10 protein-coding genes are annotated in these 14,756 nt (G+C 70.5%); 6 read left to right on the forward strand and 4 right to left on the reverse strand.

Annotation, left to right across the window (positions count from 1 at the left end; all coding sequences use genetic code 11):
• Positions 1-82 precede the first annotated feature (82 nt).
• Positions 83-1,927 (forward strand): glycoside hydrolase family 127 protein, encoded by a 1,845-nt coding sequence (locus ACX1D1_RS02290; protein WP_459055752.1) that lies wholly within the window; start codon positions 83-85, stop codon positions 1,925-1,927.
• Positions 1,928-1,997: 70 nt separating this feature from the next.
• The gene (locus tag ACX1D1_RS02295; protein WP_459055753.1) at positions 1,998-3,806 is read left to right on the forward strand and encodes an ABC transporter ATP-binding protein; all 1,809 of its coding nucleotides are present in this window, start codon (positions 1,998-2,000) and stop codon (positions 3,804-3,806) included.
• Here ACX1D1_RS02295 and ACX1D1_RS02300 read toward each other — a convergent pair.
• Positions 3,796-4,503: a Crp/Fnr family transcriptional regulator gene (locus tag ACX1D1_RS02300; protein WP_459055754.1), complete on the reverse strand. Its 708-nt coding sequence runs from the start codon at positions 4,501-4,503 to the stop codon at positions 3,796-3,798. The genes ACX1D1_RS02295 and ACX1D1_RS02300 overlap by 11 nt on opposite strands.
• A 101-nt stretch (positions 4,504-4,604) precedes the next feature.
• Here ACX1D1_RS02300 and ACX1D1_RS02305 point away from each other — a divergent pair, with 101 nt between their 5' ends.
• From ACX1D1_RS02305 to ACX1D1_RS02320, 4 genes are all read left to right on the forward strand, one after another.
• The gene (locus tag ACX1D1_RS02305; RefSeq protein ID WP_182800564.1) at positions 4,605-4,868 is read left to right on the forward strand and encodes a type II toxin-antitoxin system ParD family antitoxin; all 264 of its coding nucleotides are present in this window, start codon (positions 4,605-4,607) and stop codon (positions 4,866-4,868) included.
• A complete protein-coding gene (locus ACX1D1_RS02310; RefSeq protein WP_182800563.1) occupies positions 4,865-5,185 on the forward strand; it encodes a type II toxin-antitoxin system RelE/ParE family toxin in 321 nt (106 codons plus the stop codon). Before ACX1D1_RS02305 ends, ACX1D1_RS02310 begins: the two co-directional genes overlap by 4 nt.
• 454 nt (positions 5,186-5,639) lie before the next feature.
• On the forward strand, positions 5,640-5,873 hold the full coding sequence (locus tag ACX1D1_RS02315) for a heavy-metal-associated domain-containing protein (protein ID WP_459055755.1): 234 nt from the start codon (positions 5,640-5,642) through the stop codon (positions 5,871-5,873).
• A gap of 9 nt (positions 5,874-5,882) precedes the next feature.
• Complete coding sequence (locus tag ACX1D1_RS02320) at positions 5,883-7,742, forward strand: heavy metal translocating P-type ATPase (RefSeq protein WP_459055756.1); 1,860 nt, start codon at positions 5,883-5,885, stop codon at positions 7,740-7,742.
• On the opposite strand, the gene ACX1D1_RS02325 is transcribed toward ACX1D1_RS02320, so the two are convergent.
• From ACX1D1_RS02325 to ACX1D1_RS02335, 3 genes are all read right to left on the reverse strand, one after another.
• Entirely contained in the window at positions 7,739-8,017 is a 279-nt protein-coding gene (locus ACX1D1_RS02325) for a hypothetical protein (protein WP_459055757.1), read from the reverse strand. The genes ACX1D1_RS02320 and ACX1D1_RS02325 overlap by 4 nt on opposite strands.
• Before the next feature lie 20 nt (positions 8,018-8,037).
• Positions 8,038-13,557, reverse strand: coding sequence for an ATP-binding protein (locus ACX1D1_RS02330; protein ID WP_459055758.1), 5,520 nt, complete (start codon positions 13,555-13,557; stop codon positions 8,038-8,040).
• Between the two features lie 634 nt (positions 13,558-14,191).
• A complete protein-coding gene (locus tag ACX1D1_RS02335; RefSeq protein WP_459055759.1) occupies positions 14,192-14,722 on the reverse strand; it encodes a hypothetical protein in 531 nt (176 codons plus the stop codon).
• Positions 14,723-14,756: the final 34 nt, after the last annotated feature.

A 14,756-nucleotide genomic window follows, 5' to 3' on the forward strand; every position in this document is an offset into this window, starting at 1 on the left:
CCTGCAGGGTCGGGGAGGGGTTGACCGCTCCCGCACGACGGGGCACCATTGGACACGTATTTCAACGATGAAAGGCTGTCCCGTGGCCACCCTCCCGCTCGTCGCCCCCGCTTCCCCTCTGGCCGCAGGCCCGCGTCACCCCGTCGCGATCACCGGGGTCCGCCTGGACCCCGCCTCGCGGCTGGGCGCCTGGCAGCTGCGCAACGCCGCCGCGACCATCCCGCACTGCATCGCCCAGCTCGAGGAGGCCGGCAACCTGGACAACTTCCGCCGTCTGATCGGCGAGTCCACCGCCGAATGGCGCGGGTTCTGGTTCGCCGACTCAGACCTCTACAAGACCATCGAGGCGGTGGCCTGGGAGATCGCCCGCACCGGCACCCGTGAGTTCGACGCCTGGCTCGACGACGTGATCGGCCTCGTGGCCCGCGTCCAGGAGCCGGATGGCTACGTGATGACCTGGATCCAGGGCGTGCACCCCGAGAAGAAGTTCGCGGAGCTGGACTGGACCCACGAGATGTACGTGCTCGGCCACATGGTGCAGGCCGCCGTCGCGTTGGCCCGCGCCGGCCGCACCGACCTCCTGGACATCGCCGTCCGCTTCGTCGACCTCGTGGACGCCACCTTCGGACCAGGAGCTGACAAGGTGGGATACTGCGGGCACCCTGAATTGGAGACCGCGCTAGTGGAGCTCTACAGGCACACCGGCGAGCGCCGCTTCCTGGACCTGGCCCGCCACCAGGTGGACCACCGCGGCTCCGGCCTGCTCAAGGTGGGCTCACTCGGGGCCCGCTACTTCCAGGACCACGCCACGGTTCGGGAATCCACCAGCGCCGTCGGCCACGCCGTCCGGCAGCTCTACCTCAACGCAGGGGTGACCGACCTGGTCCTCGAGGAGGGCGACCAGTCGCTGCTGGCTGCGATGCGCGCCCAGTGGGACAGCGCCCACGAGCGCAAGATGTACATCACCGGCGCATTCGGCTCGCGCCACCGCGACGAGGCGTTCGGCGACGACTACGAGCTGCCGTCGGACCGCGCCTACGCCGAGACCTGCGCCACCATCGCGGACCTGCACTGGAACTGGCGCATGTACTTGGCCGAGGGCGGCGCCCGCTACGCCGAGACCATCGAGCGCGAGCTGCACAACGCGCTGGCCGCCTCGCTCGACGAGTCCGGTACCCGATTCTTCTACTCCAACCCGCTCCAGTTGCGCCCAGACCGCTACTCGGAAGAGAGCGCACCCCGTGAGCGCACCCCCTGGTACGCCTGCGCCTGCTGCCCGCCCAACATCGCCCGCGTCTTCGCCCAGCTGAGCGGCTACGTGGCTTCCATCGACGGCGACGCCCTGGCGCTCCACCTCTACACCGCCTGCGAGATCGACGTGCCCGAAGCCCTCGGCGGCGGAATCGTTGTCGTGCGCACCAGCTACCCCGACGACGGCCGCGTCGAGATCGCCGGCCCGGCCGGCCTTCCTGTCGCTCTCCGGATCCCGAGCTGGGCCGATGCTCCCACCATCGACGGGCAGCCGGTCCAGCCGGACGCCGACGGCTACGCTCGCGTCGAACTCGCAGCCACCCCGCTCGCCCTCGACCTGCCGATGGCCCCCCGCTGGACGCAGGCCAACCATCGCGTGGACTCGGTGCGCGGCTGTCTCGCGCTCGAGCGCGGACCCCAGGTGTACTGCGTCGAGCAGGTGGACCTCCCTGAGGGGATCCGCCTGGACGATGTGATCGTCGACGCCACCAGTGCGCCGATCGAGTCCGACGGCGGGCTCGAGATCGCGGTCACCCCACGGCCGGGGGTGGGCCCGCTGTACGGCGCGCCAGCCACCGCCCCCACGGGGCAGCCGGTCACAGTGCGGGCCATCCCCTTCCTCACCTGGGGCAACCGCGCCTCGGGTGCCATGCGCGTCTGGCTCCCGACCATCTGAGATGAACGGCCGCGGCGTCGGCCGCTCAGGTCCACACGGGTAGAGTGCCACGTCGAAGGAGTGACCGCTCGTGCGCAGCATCGCCAAGATCATGGCCACAGCCAGAGAGCTGTGGCCGCTCTACCTCATCGTCGTCGTCGGGGCCGTCGCCACGTCCGCGACGGCTCTGTTGACCCCGTTCGTCATCGCGCGGGCCACCGACACGGTGGTCGACATCGCGGAGGGCCGCGGGGGCACCGTCGCCGACCTCATGTGGCTGGCGGTGATCCTGCTGGTCATCGCGCTGGCCAACTCGGCGATCACCAACCTCTCCGGCTACTTCGGCGACCTGATGTCGGTCAGGCTGCGCGCCATCCTCTCGGCCAACTACTACCGGAAGCTGCTGCGCCTGCCGCAGCGCTACTACGACAACGAGCTGACCGGCACCATCATCTCCCGGCTCAACCGCTCCATCACGTCGATCACCGACTTCCTCCAGACCTTCAGCAACGGCTTCTTCCCGACCGTGGTGACACTGCTCGCGGTGCTCGTCATCACGGCGTTCTACTCGCCGTGGCTGACGATCCTGCTCATCCTCATCTACCCGACCTTCGTGTGGCTGACGGCCAGGACGTCGAAGAAGTGGCAGGTGTGGGAGAAGCAGAAGAACGACCACTACGACATCTCAGGCGGCCGCTTCTCCGAGGTGATCGGGCAGATGCGGGTGGTGAAGAGCTTCGTCACCGAGAAGAGCGAGCTGGAGTCGTTCAAGGGCCACTACCGCGACGCCATCGGATTGTCGCGGCAGCAGTCGCGGTTCTGGCACACCATGGACCTCTGGCGGCGGGGGGCGCTGGACGTGGTGTTCTTCGGGATCTACGCCATCATCTTCTACCAGACGGCCAGCGGCCAGTACACCGTCGGCACCATGGTTCTCCTCATCCAGCTCACCACGATGGCGCGCATGCCCGTCACCTCCATGAGCTACTGGGTGGACATGACGCAGCGCGCCGTCGCCGGAAGCCGCGAGTACTTCAAGGTGATGGACGAGACCGACGAGCCCAACAACGCGCTGGAGGCCGCGCCGTCGGCCGTGGTGGAGTGGGTGGAGTCCGATCCGGTGATCGAGTTCGACCACGTGGACTTCGGCTACGGCGACGGTGACGGCGCCGACGGGCTGGTCCTGAGAGACATCGACCTCACGGTGAACCGCGGCGAGCGGATCGCGTTCGTGGGCGAGTCCGGAGGGGGCAAGACCACGCTGGTCAACCTCATCATGAAGCTGTACCCGGTGACCTCCGGGGCGCTGCGTGTCCACGGCCAGTCCGTCGACGACGTGCCGACGGTGGCGCTCCGCCGCGAGGTGGGCGTGGTGTTCCAGGACGCCAGCCTGTTCTCCGGCACCATCCGCGAGAACATGGCCTACGGGCAGGACGGCGTCACCGACGAGCAGTTGAGTGTCGCGGCGAGGCGCGCCAACGCGCTGTCCTTCATCTCGCACCTCCACAACGGCTTCGACACCGAGATCGGCGAGCGGGGCGTCAAGCTCTCCGGCGGGCAGAAGCAGCGGCTCTCCGTGGCGCGGGCCCTGCTCAAGGACGCGCCCATTCTCATCCTCGACGAGGCCACCAGCTCCCTGGACACCAAGTCCGAGCGCGCGGTGCAGGCCGGCTTGGAGGAGCTGATGGAGGGCCGGACCACGCTGATCATCGCGCACCGGCTCTCCACCATCTCGACGGTGGACAGGATCGTGACGCTGCGCGACGGTCGCATCGACGAGATCGGCACCCCCGCCGAGTTGGCCACCACCGACGGCATCTACGCCGAGCTGCTGGCCCTGCAGGGCTCCACGCGGAAGGCGGACAAGGCGCGCCTCCTGCGCTACGACATCACCCAGTAGCATCGGCGCGGCGCTCGAGCGCCTCAGCGTCGAGGATCCTGATCTCTCGGCGGCCCGCCAGCTCCACCACGCCGTCGTCGACGAGGTCGCGGAGCCGGCGGCTGAACGTTTCCGGGGTGGTGCCCAGGTAGCTCGCCACGTCCTTCTTCGCCATGGGCAGCTCCACGACCGCTCCCTCGGGGTCGCGGCGGGACGGGAGGTCCAGCAGGTACGCCGCGACCCTCGCGCCCACGTCCCGCCCCCCGAAGGCGGCCAGCATCCGCTCGGCCGCGGCCAGCCGCTCGGCCTGCATCTGCAGCATCCGCACGGCGATGTCGGGGTAGCGGGCGACGAGGCGCGCCAGGTCCGCGTGGTCGAACGAGCACAGCTCGACGTCGGTCTCGGCGTAGGCGTAGTTGTCCGGGCGACGGCCGAGGATGAACGACGCCTCGCCGACCACGCTGCCCGGACCCAGCACCCTCACGACGCGCTCGTGGCCGGTGTCCAGCAGGTGCGCCACCCGGACGCTTCCGCGGTGGATGACAAGGAGGCGTCTGGTCCGGTCCGTCGGCGCGAGCAGCTGCTCACCGGCGGCGGCCCTGATGGGCCTCGCGAATCCTGCCACCTCCTCCTGCTGGCCGGCATCCAGCCCGCGGAAGACGGGGACCAGCGCCACGCAGGTGTCGCCGGCGTGATGGGTCTGAGCGTGCTGAGTCATGGCCCCAGCCTGCCCCAACACCCAGTCTGTCAGGCAATGCCGAACGACTCTTCCGCCGAGTAGGATTCAGTCCTACCCTGGATGGATGGAGGGAGGTCGACATGAGAACTACGAAGCAGATGAGTGTGACGTTGCCCCACGAGATGGCCGACATGGTCCGCGCCAAGGTGGTCTCAGGAGAGTACGCCTCCGAAAGCGAGGTCATCCGCGAAGGCCTACGGGCCCTGGCGGCACGCGATCGGGCGGTCGACGCCTGGCTTCTGGAGCAGGTTGCTCCAGCCTATGACAGGCTGCTGGCAGACCCGAATGGTGCGCTGTCTGCAGGCGAGGTCCGTGCGCGGCTCGTGTCCCTGCGCGGCCAGTGACCTACACGGTTCGGTTTGCGCAGGAGGCGGCAGATCAACTCGAGGCGCTGTACCGGTACCTTGCTTCGTCAGCATCGCCGATGGTTGCTGCCGATTACGTGGATGCCATCGTGGCCCACTGCGAGGGCCTCGCGGTGTTCCCGCACCGAGGAACAATGCGGGACGACATCCGTCCTGGGCTTCGCACCTCCAGTTACAAGAAGCGTGCGGTGATCGCTACCTACGTCGATGACGAGACCCAGGAGATCACCATCCTCGGCGTCTTCTACGGCGGCCAAGACTACGACACGATCCTGAGCGGATCCGACAACGCGTGAGTCCTCTGCCCTAGGGAATCACTGATCAATCATGTCCTGGCTGCGGCGCACCGGATCGGGCGATCTGACCCCCCTGCATCTGGATATGGACGTCGAGTACACGCACCAGATGCAGTGGCACCATCTCATCCCGCCCGGCACGTCCTCGCCGAGGACAGCATTGATCAGTAACTCCCTAGAGGACACCGGTGGAACGCACTCAATTGCCGCGATGGGCGTGATCAGGTGTTCGCCGGCGTGCCCACGATCGCCAAGCCGCAAGCATGACCGCGGAGGGGCTCGGCTCGAGCGCGTCCGTTGCTTCCCGGAGCAGGTGAGACCTCCCCGCTGCGCAGGCAGGCATGCAGCGCCGTTTCCTCGACGCGGCTTGATCCACGTCAAGGAAGCGTGGGCGGCACCCCCGTAGCGTCGAGACAACGCCGCATCCAGCGGCACCGACTTCCAGGAGGAGACCATGACCACCGCGACCATCACCCACACCACCCTCCGCGCAGAAGGCTTCAGCTGCCCGTCCTGCGTGGCCAAGATCGAGAAGGCGCTGAGCGCGCTGCCCGGTGTGACGACGGCGAAGGTCCACTTCGCCTCCTCCCGCATCGAGGTGGATCACGACCTCGGCCGCACCAGCGTCGACGACCTCGTGGCCGCCGTCGCCAAGGCCGGCTACGCCGCCCGCCCGTCCGCGTTCTGAGGACCCGCCATGACGCTCCTGTCCCATCGCTGGCGAGTGCCGGCGCTCTCCGGGTTCCTCATTCTGTCCTCGTGGCTGGCCGGCGCGCTCGCGTGGCCGGCGGCCGGCTGGCTCATGCTGGCCGCCGCCCTCGTGGCCGGCGCACCGGTGGCCTGGTCCGCGGTGCGGGCGCTTCGGCTACGGGTGATCGGGATCGACCTGCTGGTCGCCGTCGCCGCCGTGGGCGCCATCGCGATCGGCAACTACTGGGAGGCAGCCGCGGTCACGTTCCTCTTCGCCGTCGGACACGCGCTGGAGGACGCGACGCTGGCCAAGACCCGCTCCGCACTGGCCGAGCTGGTGGCCCTGGCCCCCGACACCGCCACCGTCGTCCGCGACGGTGCCCAGGTGGAGGTGCCGGCCGCTGAGGTGGGGGTCGGCGAAACCGTGGTGGTCAAGCACGGCGGACGGGTCCCCGTCGACGGAGTGGTCACCTATGGGCGGGCGGCCGTCGACGAGGCCGCGATCACCGGCGAGTCCATCCCCGCCGAGAAGTCCGCGGGCGACCCCCTGTTCGCCGGCACGATCGTCGCGGACGGATTCGTCACCCTCGATGCCACGGGTGTCGGCGCCGACACCACCCTCGCGCGCATCGTCCACCGGGTGGAGGAGGCGCAGGACGCCAAGGCCCGCACCCAGCAGTTCATGGAGCGCTTCTCCCGCTGGTACACCCCGGGGATCATCGTGCTGGCCGTCGTGGTGGGGCTGCTCACCCGCGACCTCGAACTCGCCCTCACGCTCCTGGTCATCGGCTGCCCCGGCGCCCTGGTGATCTCCGTGCCGGTGGCGCTGGTGGCGGGCATCGGCCGCGCTGCCCGTGACGGCATCCTCATCAAGGGCGGCGAATTCCTCGAGACTGCCGCCCGCGTCGACACCGTCGCGCTGGACAAGACCGGCACACTCACCGTGGGCCGGCCCGCGTTGACCGACGTGGTGACCCGCGGGGACTGGACCGCCGACGAGGTGCTCGGCTGGGCCGCGCGCGCGGAGGCGGGCTCGGATCATCCGCTGGCCCTCCCCATCGTCGAGGAGGCGCTGGCCCGCGGTCTGGACGTGCCTGCCGTCCCCGACGGCGTGCGCACGGTGCCCGGGCACGGCGTGGTCGCGATGGTCGGCGGGCGTGAGGTGGCTGTGGGCACGGTGGCGTTGGTCGCACCGCAGGGCGACGCGTGGGGGGCCCAGGCGGCCGCGACCCTCGCCGATGCCGGCCACACCCCGCTCATGGTGGCCGTGGACGGCGACATGGTGGGCGCCATCGGCGTGGCCGACGCCGTGCGGCCCGAGGCGGCCGCGCTCGTGGCGGCGCTGCACCGGGTGGGCGTGACGCGCGTCCTCATGCTCACCGGCGACCAGGCGAGGGTCGCGGCGGCGGTCGCGGGAACGGTCGGGATCGCCGACGCCCGCTCGGGGCTCCTCCCCGAGCAGAAGCTCGACGTGGTCCGGGCCCTTCAGGCCGAGGGCCGCGTGGTCGCGATGGTCGGGGACGGAGTCAACGACGCCCCCGCGCTCGCCCTGGCCGACGTCGGGATCGCGATGGGGGCCGCGGGCTCGGCAGTCGCGGTGGAGACGGCCGACATCGCCCTGATGACCAGCCGGCTGGACCGGATCCCGCAGGGCATCGGGCTGGCGAAGCGCACCGTGCGGGTCATGCGCCAGAACATCGTCATCGCGCTCCTCACGGTGGGGACGCTGCTGGCGGGTGTGTTGTTCGGTGGGGTGACGATGTCGATCGGGATGCTCGTCCACGAGGCATCCGTGCTGATCGTGATCGTCAACGGCATGCGCCTGCTGCGCCCCGGGCTGCACGGGAAGGACCGGGCGGTCGCCTAGCCGGCGGAGCGGTCGAGCAGGCGGCGAACGTCGCCGACGGTCGATCCGTGGCCATCGGCCCAGCGCGGCTCGTCGTCGGAGAGCAGCGCCAACATGCCCGTCAGCTCATCCGTGGCCAGCTGGTGGAGGCGTTGGAGGGCAGAATGGGACGACGGACGGGTGGGGAGGGCGGCCTCGACTGTCGCGGCCCCGTCCTCGGTGGTCACGCCGTTGGCGAGGATCCCGGCCCAGAACAGTCTGGTCCGGGTGAGGTCCCAGAGGTCGTCGTCGGTCACCCACAGAGCGTAACCCTGGGTCAGCGGCGGTGGGCCTCGATCACCTGGACGATCGAGGGACGCAGCTCGGCCGGAGAGATCACCCGGTCCACCGAGCCAACCTCGACGGCGCGGTGAATGTTATGCACCCCGTCGAACTCGGCCGCGATCTCGGAGATCTTCTCCGCCCTCACCGCCGCCCGCACGTCCGCGAGCTCCACCTGGATCTCGGCCCGCTGCTCCGGGGAGGCGTCCCGGAGGCTCGCCTCCAACGCCGCGACCCTCGAGTCCGCACCGGTCCGCTTCGCCACGTCACCGGCGAACACCACCGCGGCCGCCGGCGCCCCACCCAGCACCGAGGCGTAGGACCCCTCGAGCGCCAGCACCGTCATGTTCTCGTTCAACCGCTTGGAGAACACCACGAACGCGCCGCCGTGGTAGCGCGAGATGACCACGAACACGATGGGGCCGTCGAAGTTGACGATGCCCCGCCCGATCTCCGCGCCGTACTCCAGTTGCAGGTTGCGCATCGACTCCGGCGAGCCGTCGAAGCCCGACAGGTTCGCCAGCACCACCAGCGGCCGGTTGCCGGATGCCGAGCTGATGGCACGAGCCACCTTCTTCGACGACCGCGGGAACAACGTGCCACCGGTGAACGTGTCCGGGCCGTCGGTGGGGGGGAACCCCGCGCGCGGCACAGGCTTGGACTCGATCCCGACGACGCATACCGAGTGCCCGCCAACACGCGCGTCGATCACCACCGCCGTCTCGGCCTCCGCCATGCCCGCCCAGCGCTCGACGCGCGGGTGGTCCTGGTCGCAGACCGCCGCGATGACGGTGCGGATGTCGAACGGCTTCTTCCGGTCCGGGTTGTGGGTGGCCGAGAAGATCTGCCCGACGGTGGCGAAATCCGTGCCGATGTTGTGTGGGTACTCCGAGACGTCGCGATCCACGGCATCGCCCGTCACCGCACGGCGGGGGCCGGACTCGCCCTCGGGCGAATAGGTGTGGTCGTAGTGCGACATCAGGATGCCCATGGCCGCACCCAGATCCTTCGCCCAGTACTGCGCCTGGCCGTTGGGGCCCATCACGCGGTCGTAGCCGCCGATGCCGAAGTTGTCCTCCGCCGACACGCCGCCCGAGAAGTCCAGCGACTGCTTGCCCGTCAGCACCATGGCCGAATCAGGCGTCATCACGAGGATGCCCTTGGTGTGCATCAGCATGGTCGCCTCGGCGTTCCAGTACGGCTGGGCGCCCACGTTGATCCCCGCGACGACCACGTTGATCTCGCCGCCTCCTTGGGTGAACTCGACGATCCGGCGCAACGCGGCGGCCACCCAGTCCATGTTCTCGGTGCCCGACTCCATCGAGATCCGGGCCCCGGAGCTGAGCGTGAACCACTCCACCGGCACGCCCATCTCCTCGGCGAGGTCGATCGCGGCCATGATCCGCGAGCACTCCGGCTCCGAGACGGCGCCCAGACCCTTCGTCGGATCGCCCGACAGCACGATCCTGGTCACGCCCTCCGGGTGCAGCGCCGTCGGGGTGGTGACCCGAGCGACGATGATGCCCGCCTTGTTGCGGCCCGGGGCACGGTCCACCTCCACGAGGCGGCCCTCGCCGTCGAGATCGAGCTCGACCAGCGAGCCGCCGGGACCGGCGAGGGTCGCGGACAGCTCGTACGGGTAGACCAGCCCGCGACGGCGGGCGCGCAGCACCTTGGCCGTGTAGTCGTCGAGCGGCTTGAGCGGCTCGGTGGGCGGCGGGGTCACGGTGGTGGTGACGCCCGCGCCCGGCTGCGCGTGGAAGCGGACGGCCAGCGGGATGAGGCGGTCGCCGCGGACGAAGCGGCCCTGGCAGAGGACCTCCTCGATGCCCGCGCCGTCGGACAGCGGGGTGATCCGGTCCTGCAGCGGCTCGACGTCTGAGACGTCCAGGTCGATCTCCGGCCAGACGTGCACCCACACGTGGTTCATGTCCAGCTTCGAGCCGGCCTTGCCTCGGGCGGAACGGGTCCGACGGATGGCCTCCAGGCAGTTGGCGACCGCGCGCTCGGCGTGCGGCAGGCCGATCAGGCCGCCGTCGGCGTCGCGCACCACGGCCAGCTGCCGCACCTGCGCCATCGCCACGAGGCGGCGGTCGTCCGCGTTGGACTTCGCCACGCACTCGAACAGCAGCACGTCGTCGGGGGCGGGCAGGCGCGTGGTGTCGAAGTCGCGCAACCGCCACAGGTCCAGGCGGCGCCCCACCATCGGAGGCAGGCCACGGATCTTCTCGTCCTCGTAGAGCTCACCGTCAGTGAACCGGAACGTGCGGTACTCCACCGCGCCGTCGGCGGTACACACCGCCACCGCGACCCTCTGCACGGCCGGGTCCCAGGCCCAGGACCGCAGGCGCTCCAGCAGTTCGGCGCCCAGAGCCTCGGCATCCGGGCGCTCCGGCCACAGCACATACATCTCGACCACGGCGTCATGGCCCGGCGTCCGCTCCGCGACCTGCGAGGCGATCAGCGACTCCAGCGGCCCGCCCGCGGCGAGCTCGTCGGCCAGGCCCACCGTCGTCACGAAGCGGCGCGGCCGCCCGTTGAGGGTGTAATCGCCGAGCACGACGGAGCGGTCGGCCACCGTGACGCGGGAGACGTCCGAGAGCCCGTAATCCGTGTAGTACTTCCGCAGCAGCACCTCGAGCATCGGCTCGTGCGCCGGCACCCCGCGACCCAACCGCGTCGCGAGGAAGTTGGCCGTCCACTCCGGGATGTCGGCCAGCCTGGCGATCCGTTCGTCGTAGTCGGGCGCGTCAGGGGTGGCGGCGAGTGCCTCCACCTCGTCACCCACGCCGGCGACGATGGCCGCCCGCTCGGCGTCCACCTGCGGCTGGTCGAACCAGCGGAAGCGGACCGAACGCGCGAGGTCTCCGACGGCGGGGAACCGCAGCTGCGTGGCGCGCACCAGGCGCTCCAGCTGCGCCCGGGCGATCACCGCACGGTCAGCGTCAGGGGCCGGCTCGGCGATCCAGCGGTCCAGGATGCCCAGCACCAGCGGCACGTCTGCGGCCACCCGCTTCTGCGCCAGGAAGATGCGGAACACGGCCGCCTCCAGCTCGGGCGCGCGGTCCAGCGAGTCCACGCCGTAGTGCCGCAGCGCGGCCGCCAGGCGGTCGACGAAGTGGCCGGGCAACCCGGCGCGCTCCACGTCGAGGGTGGTCAGGTAGCGGTGCAGGTGCTCGCGGTCCGAGTGGACGCGCAGCTCGGTGTTGGCCTGCTCGCCCATGGGGCGGTTGCGGCTGAGCTCGGCGAGATCGGCGAACAGGGTGAGCAGCTCGATCTCCGCGGCCACCACATCGACGCCCGCGGACCGTGCCTCCTCGCGCGCCACGAGGTAGCGCGGAAGCGTCTTGGCCGAGGGGTCCACGTCGAAGCCCATGAGGATGGCCGACAGATCCGCCAGCAGGCGGCCGGCGCGGACGGAAGGATCCGCCGCGGGCGGGCAGACAGGAATGTCGATCGGCGCGGACTCCACGATCACCGCGGCGGCGCCGTTGCCGAGCGGCTCCAGGCGCACCAGCGGAGCCATGGACTCCACCTGCGAGCCGGTGGTCACCAGCATCTCCTTCACGCGCGCGGCGAAGGGCGCGTAGACGGCGGTCTCCATCTTCATGGATTCGAGGACCACGACGGGGGCGCCGGCCTCCACCTCGTCGCCCACCTTCACCGGCGTCGCCACCACGAGCGCCGGGGCGGGGGAGCGCAGCACGCCGCCCTCATCCCGAGACACCCGGTGGGTCACGCCGTCGACCTCGATGAGGTGGATGGGCCCGTGGGTCGCGGTGATGATCCGGTGCCGGTCGCCGCCGACGGTGACCCGCCCGTGTACGTCGTCCAAGCGCTGCAGCTCGGCCTCGGTGGCCTGGCCTCCGACGACGACCCGATAGCGCCCCGGGGCGATCGCGAACGCGGTGACGCTGTGCACGGACCCGCGCAGCTTCAGGTCGACGGCGGCGCCGGACTTGTGCTGGGTCTGCGGCCGGCCGCCGTGCGCGGTGGTGAGCAGCCGGTCGGTCTCGATGGCCGTGGTCTCCTCGTAGGCCTCGATGGCCGCCACCACGAGCGCGACGCCGGCGTGCTCGTCGGCGATCAACCCGCCGTCGGCGCGGGTGCGGTCGATCCAGCCGGTGTCGGCCCACGGGATGTCCGCGTCCTGGGGCCCCGCGGCGCGGCGCGCGCCCGCCTGCTTCGGCTGGCGGCCGGTCACCTCGGGCTGGCGGAGCAGCTCGAGGACGAAGCTCTTGTTGGTGGCGCCGCCCTCGATGACGACGGTGGTCTCCGCCATCGCGCGGCGCAGGCGGCCCAGCGCCTCGTCGCGGGTGCGGCCGTAGGCGATGATCTTGGCGATCATCGAGTCGAAGTCCGCGGGGATCGAGTCGCCCTCCGCCACGCCGGTGTCGACGCGGATGCCCGGACCGGCCGGCAGGTCCAGCCGGGTGATCAGGCCGGGGGCGGGGGCGAAGTCGCGGTCGGGGTCCTCGGCGTTCAGGCGGGCCTCCACGGCGTGGCCGAACTCGATGGGGCGCTCAGTGAGGGTGCCCCCGGCGGCGACGTGGATCTGCGCCTTGACAAGGTCGAACTCATTGGTCACCTCGGTGATCGGGTGCTCCACCTGAAGGCGGGTGTTGACCTCCAGGAACGCGAACATCTTGTCGCCCGGGTGGTAGAGGAACTCCACGGTGCCCGCGCCGCGGTAGTCGACGGCCAGCGCCAACCGTTCGGCGGCGGCCTTCAGCTCGTCGGTCTGCGCGGAGGTCAGAAGGGGGGAGGCGGACTCCTCGATGATCTTCTGGTTGCGGCGCTGGATGGTGCAGTCGCGCACGCCGATGGCCCAGGCGGTGCCCTGGCCGTCGGCGATCACCTGCACCTCGACGTGCCGGGCGCCCGTGACGAGCGACTCGAGGAACACAACGCCGGAGCCGAACGCCCGCTGGGCCTCGTCGCGGGTGCGCTGATAGGCGTCGGTCAACTCCTCGGGGGTGGTGACCTTGCGGATGCCGCGGCCACCGCCGCCCGCCGTCGCCTTCAACATCAGCGGGTAGCCGATGGACTCGGCGGACGCGAGGGCGTCGTCGAGGGTGTCGACGCCGCCGCGCGACCACGGCGCCACCGGCACGCCCACCTCCTCGGCGATGAGCTTGGAGCCGATCTTGTCGCCCAGCTTGCGCATGGCGTCGCCGGAGGGGCCGATGAAGGTGATGCCGAGGCTCTCGACGAGGTCCGCAAAGGACGCGTCCTCGGCGACGAAGCCCCAGCCCACCCAGACGGCGTCGGCCCTGGCGTCGGTGAGGACGCGGGCGAGGAGGTCGTGGTTGAGGTAGGGGCGCTCCGACGCCGGGCCCAGCGGGTAGGCCTCGTCGGCCTCGCGGGCGAACATGGCGGAGCGCTCGGCGTCCGTGTACAGCGCGATCGTCGCGATGGGGTCGCGGTCAGGATGTTCAGCGTTCAGGTCCCGCACAGCGTGGATGAGCCGCATGGCGGCCTCTCCGCGGTTGACGATGGCGATGCGTTGGAACACCTTGCCTCCTCAGGGGTCGACGGCAGCCCGTGGGGGGCTGAGTGTCAATGTCGCACCCTTTGGGCGGCTGCGCGAGTCGGCGCGACGGTTGGCCCCCGATTGGCGGTAGTGAAGGGGTTGCGGCTCAATGTCGCGGGGAAAACATTGTGAGGTTCCCACAAGCTGTGGGCGTCCCCCGCCATTGGGTGGGTCTTGGGTGTTGTGGTCGGGTCCGGCGGCGTGTGGTGGGGGCCGGGCCGCCCATGATGCCGGCCTCGGTCTCGGGTGTTGTGGTCAGGTTCGGCGGCGTGTGGTGGGGGCCGGGCCGCCCATGATGCCGGCGGCGGCGCTTCGCGCTGCGCGTCCGTCATCAACGCCCACCCAACCTGCCCCGGCCCCCACCACCCACCGCCTTTCTGGCGCGGTCACCGGCCTCCCGGTGGGTGAGCCGGTCGGGCGCGGAGCGCCGCCGACCGCGTCGAAGCCTCTCTTACACGGTGGCTCTCCGGAGGCGTGGTCGCAGGCCTCCCGGTGGGTGAGCCAGCCGGCGCGAAGCGCCAGCTGCGTCGAAGCCTCTCTCGGCCGGTGCAGCGGCCTGACAAGCGGAACGCCCCGCCGCTGGGGAGTGCGACGGGGCGTTCGGGTTCGGGAGAGATCAGTCGTCGTCACCGTCGTCATCGTCGTCGTCGTCCGAGTCCTCATCCCAGTCGTCGTCATCGTCATCCCAGTCGTCGTCATCGTCACGATCGTCGTGATCGTCGTCACGGCCGTCGGAGTCGTCGTAGCCGTCGTGCGAGTCGTCGTCGTCCCGATCATCCCAACGGTCGTCCGAGTCATCGCGGCCGTCGTCATCGGAGTCGTCGTCCCAGCGGGAGTCGCGGTCGTCGCCCAGTTCGACGCGATCATCCCGATCGCGCTCGCCGCCCCTGTCATCGTCACCGGCGGACCGGGTCGAGGGAGCGGCGGAGGAGCTGGGGGTGCTGTCCGCGGTGGCCGAGGGGCTCGCGGAGCCGGCCGGGACCAGAATCGGGGTCGTGTCGCCGTCGTCGGACGAAGCGGGGGCCGAGATGGTCGTCGCGGGGCGGGCGTTCTCGGGCTGGTTGACGGCTGAGGCGAAGAGGCCGCCTCCGACGGCGGTGACGCCGAGTGCTGCTGCGGCGAACCAGGTGAGGGTTGAGAGTGCCATGGTGGGCTCCTTCGTCGTTGTCGTTGGAACCATT

Source organism: Tessaracoccus luoxuelianae, assembly GCF_054483915.1.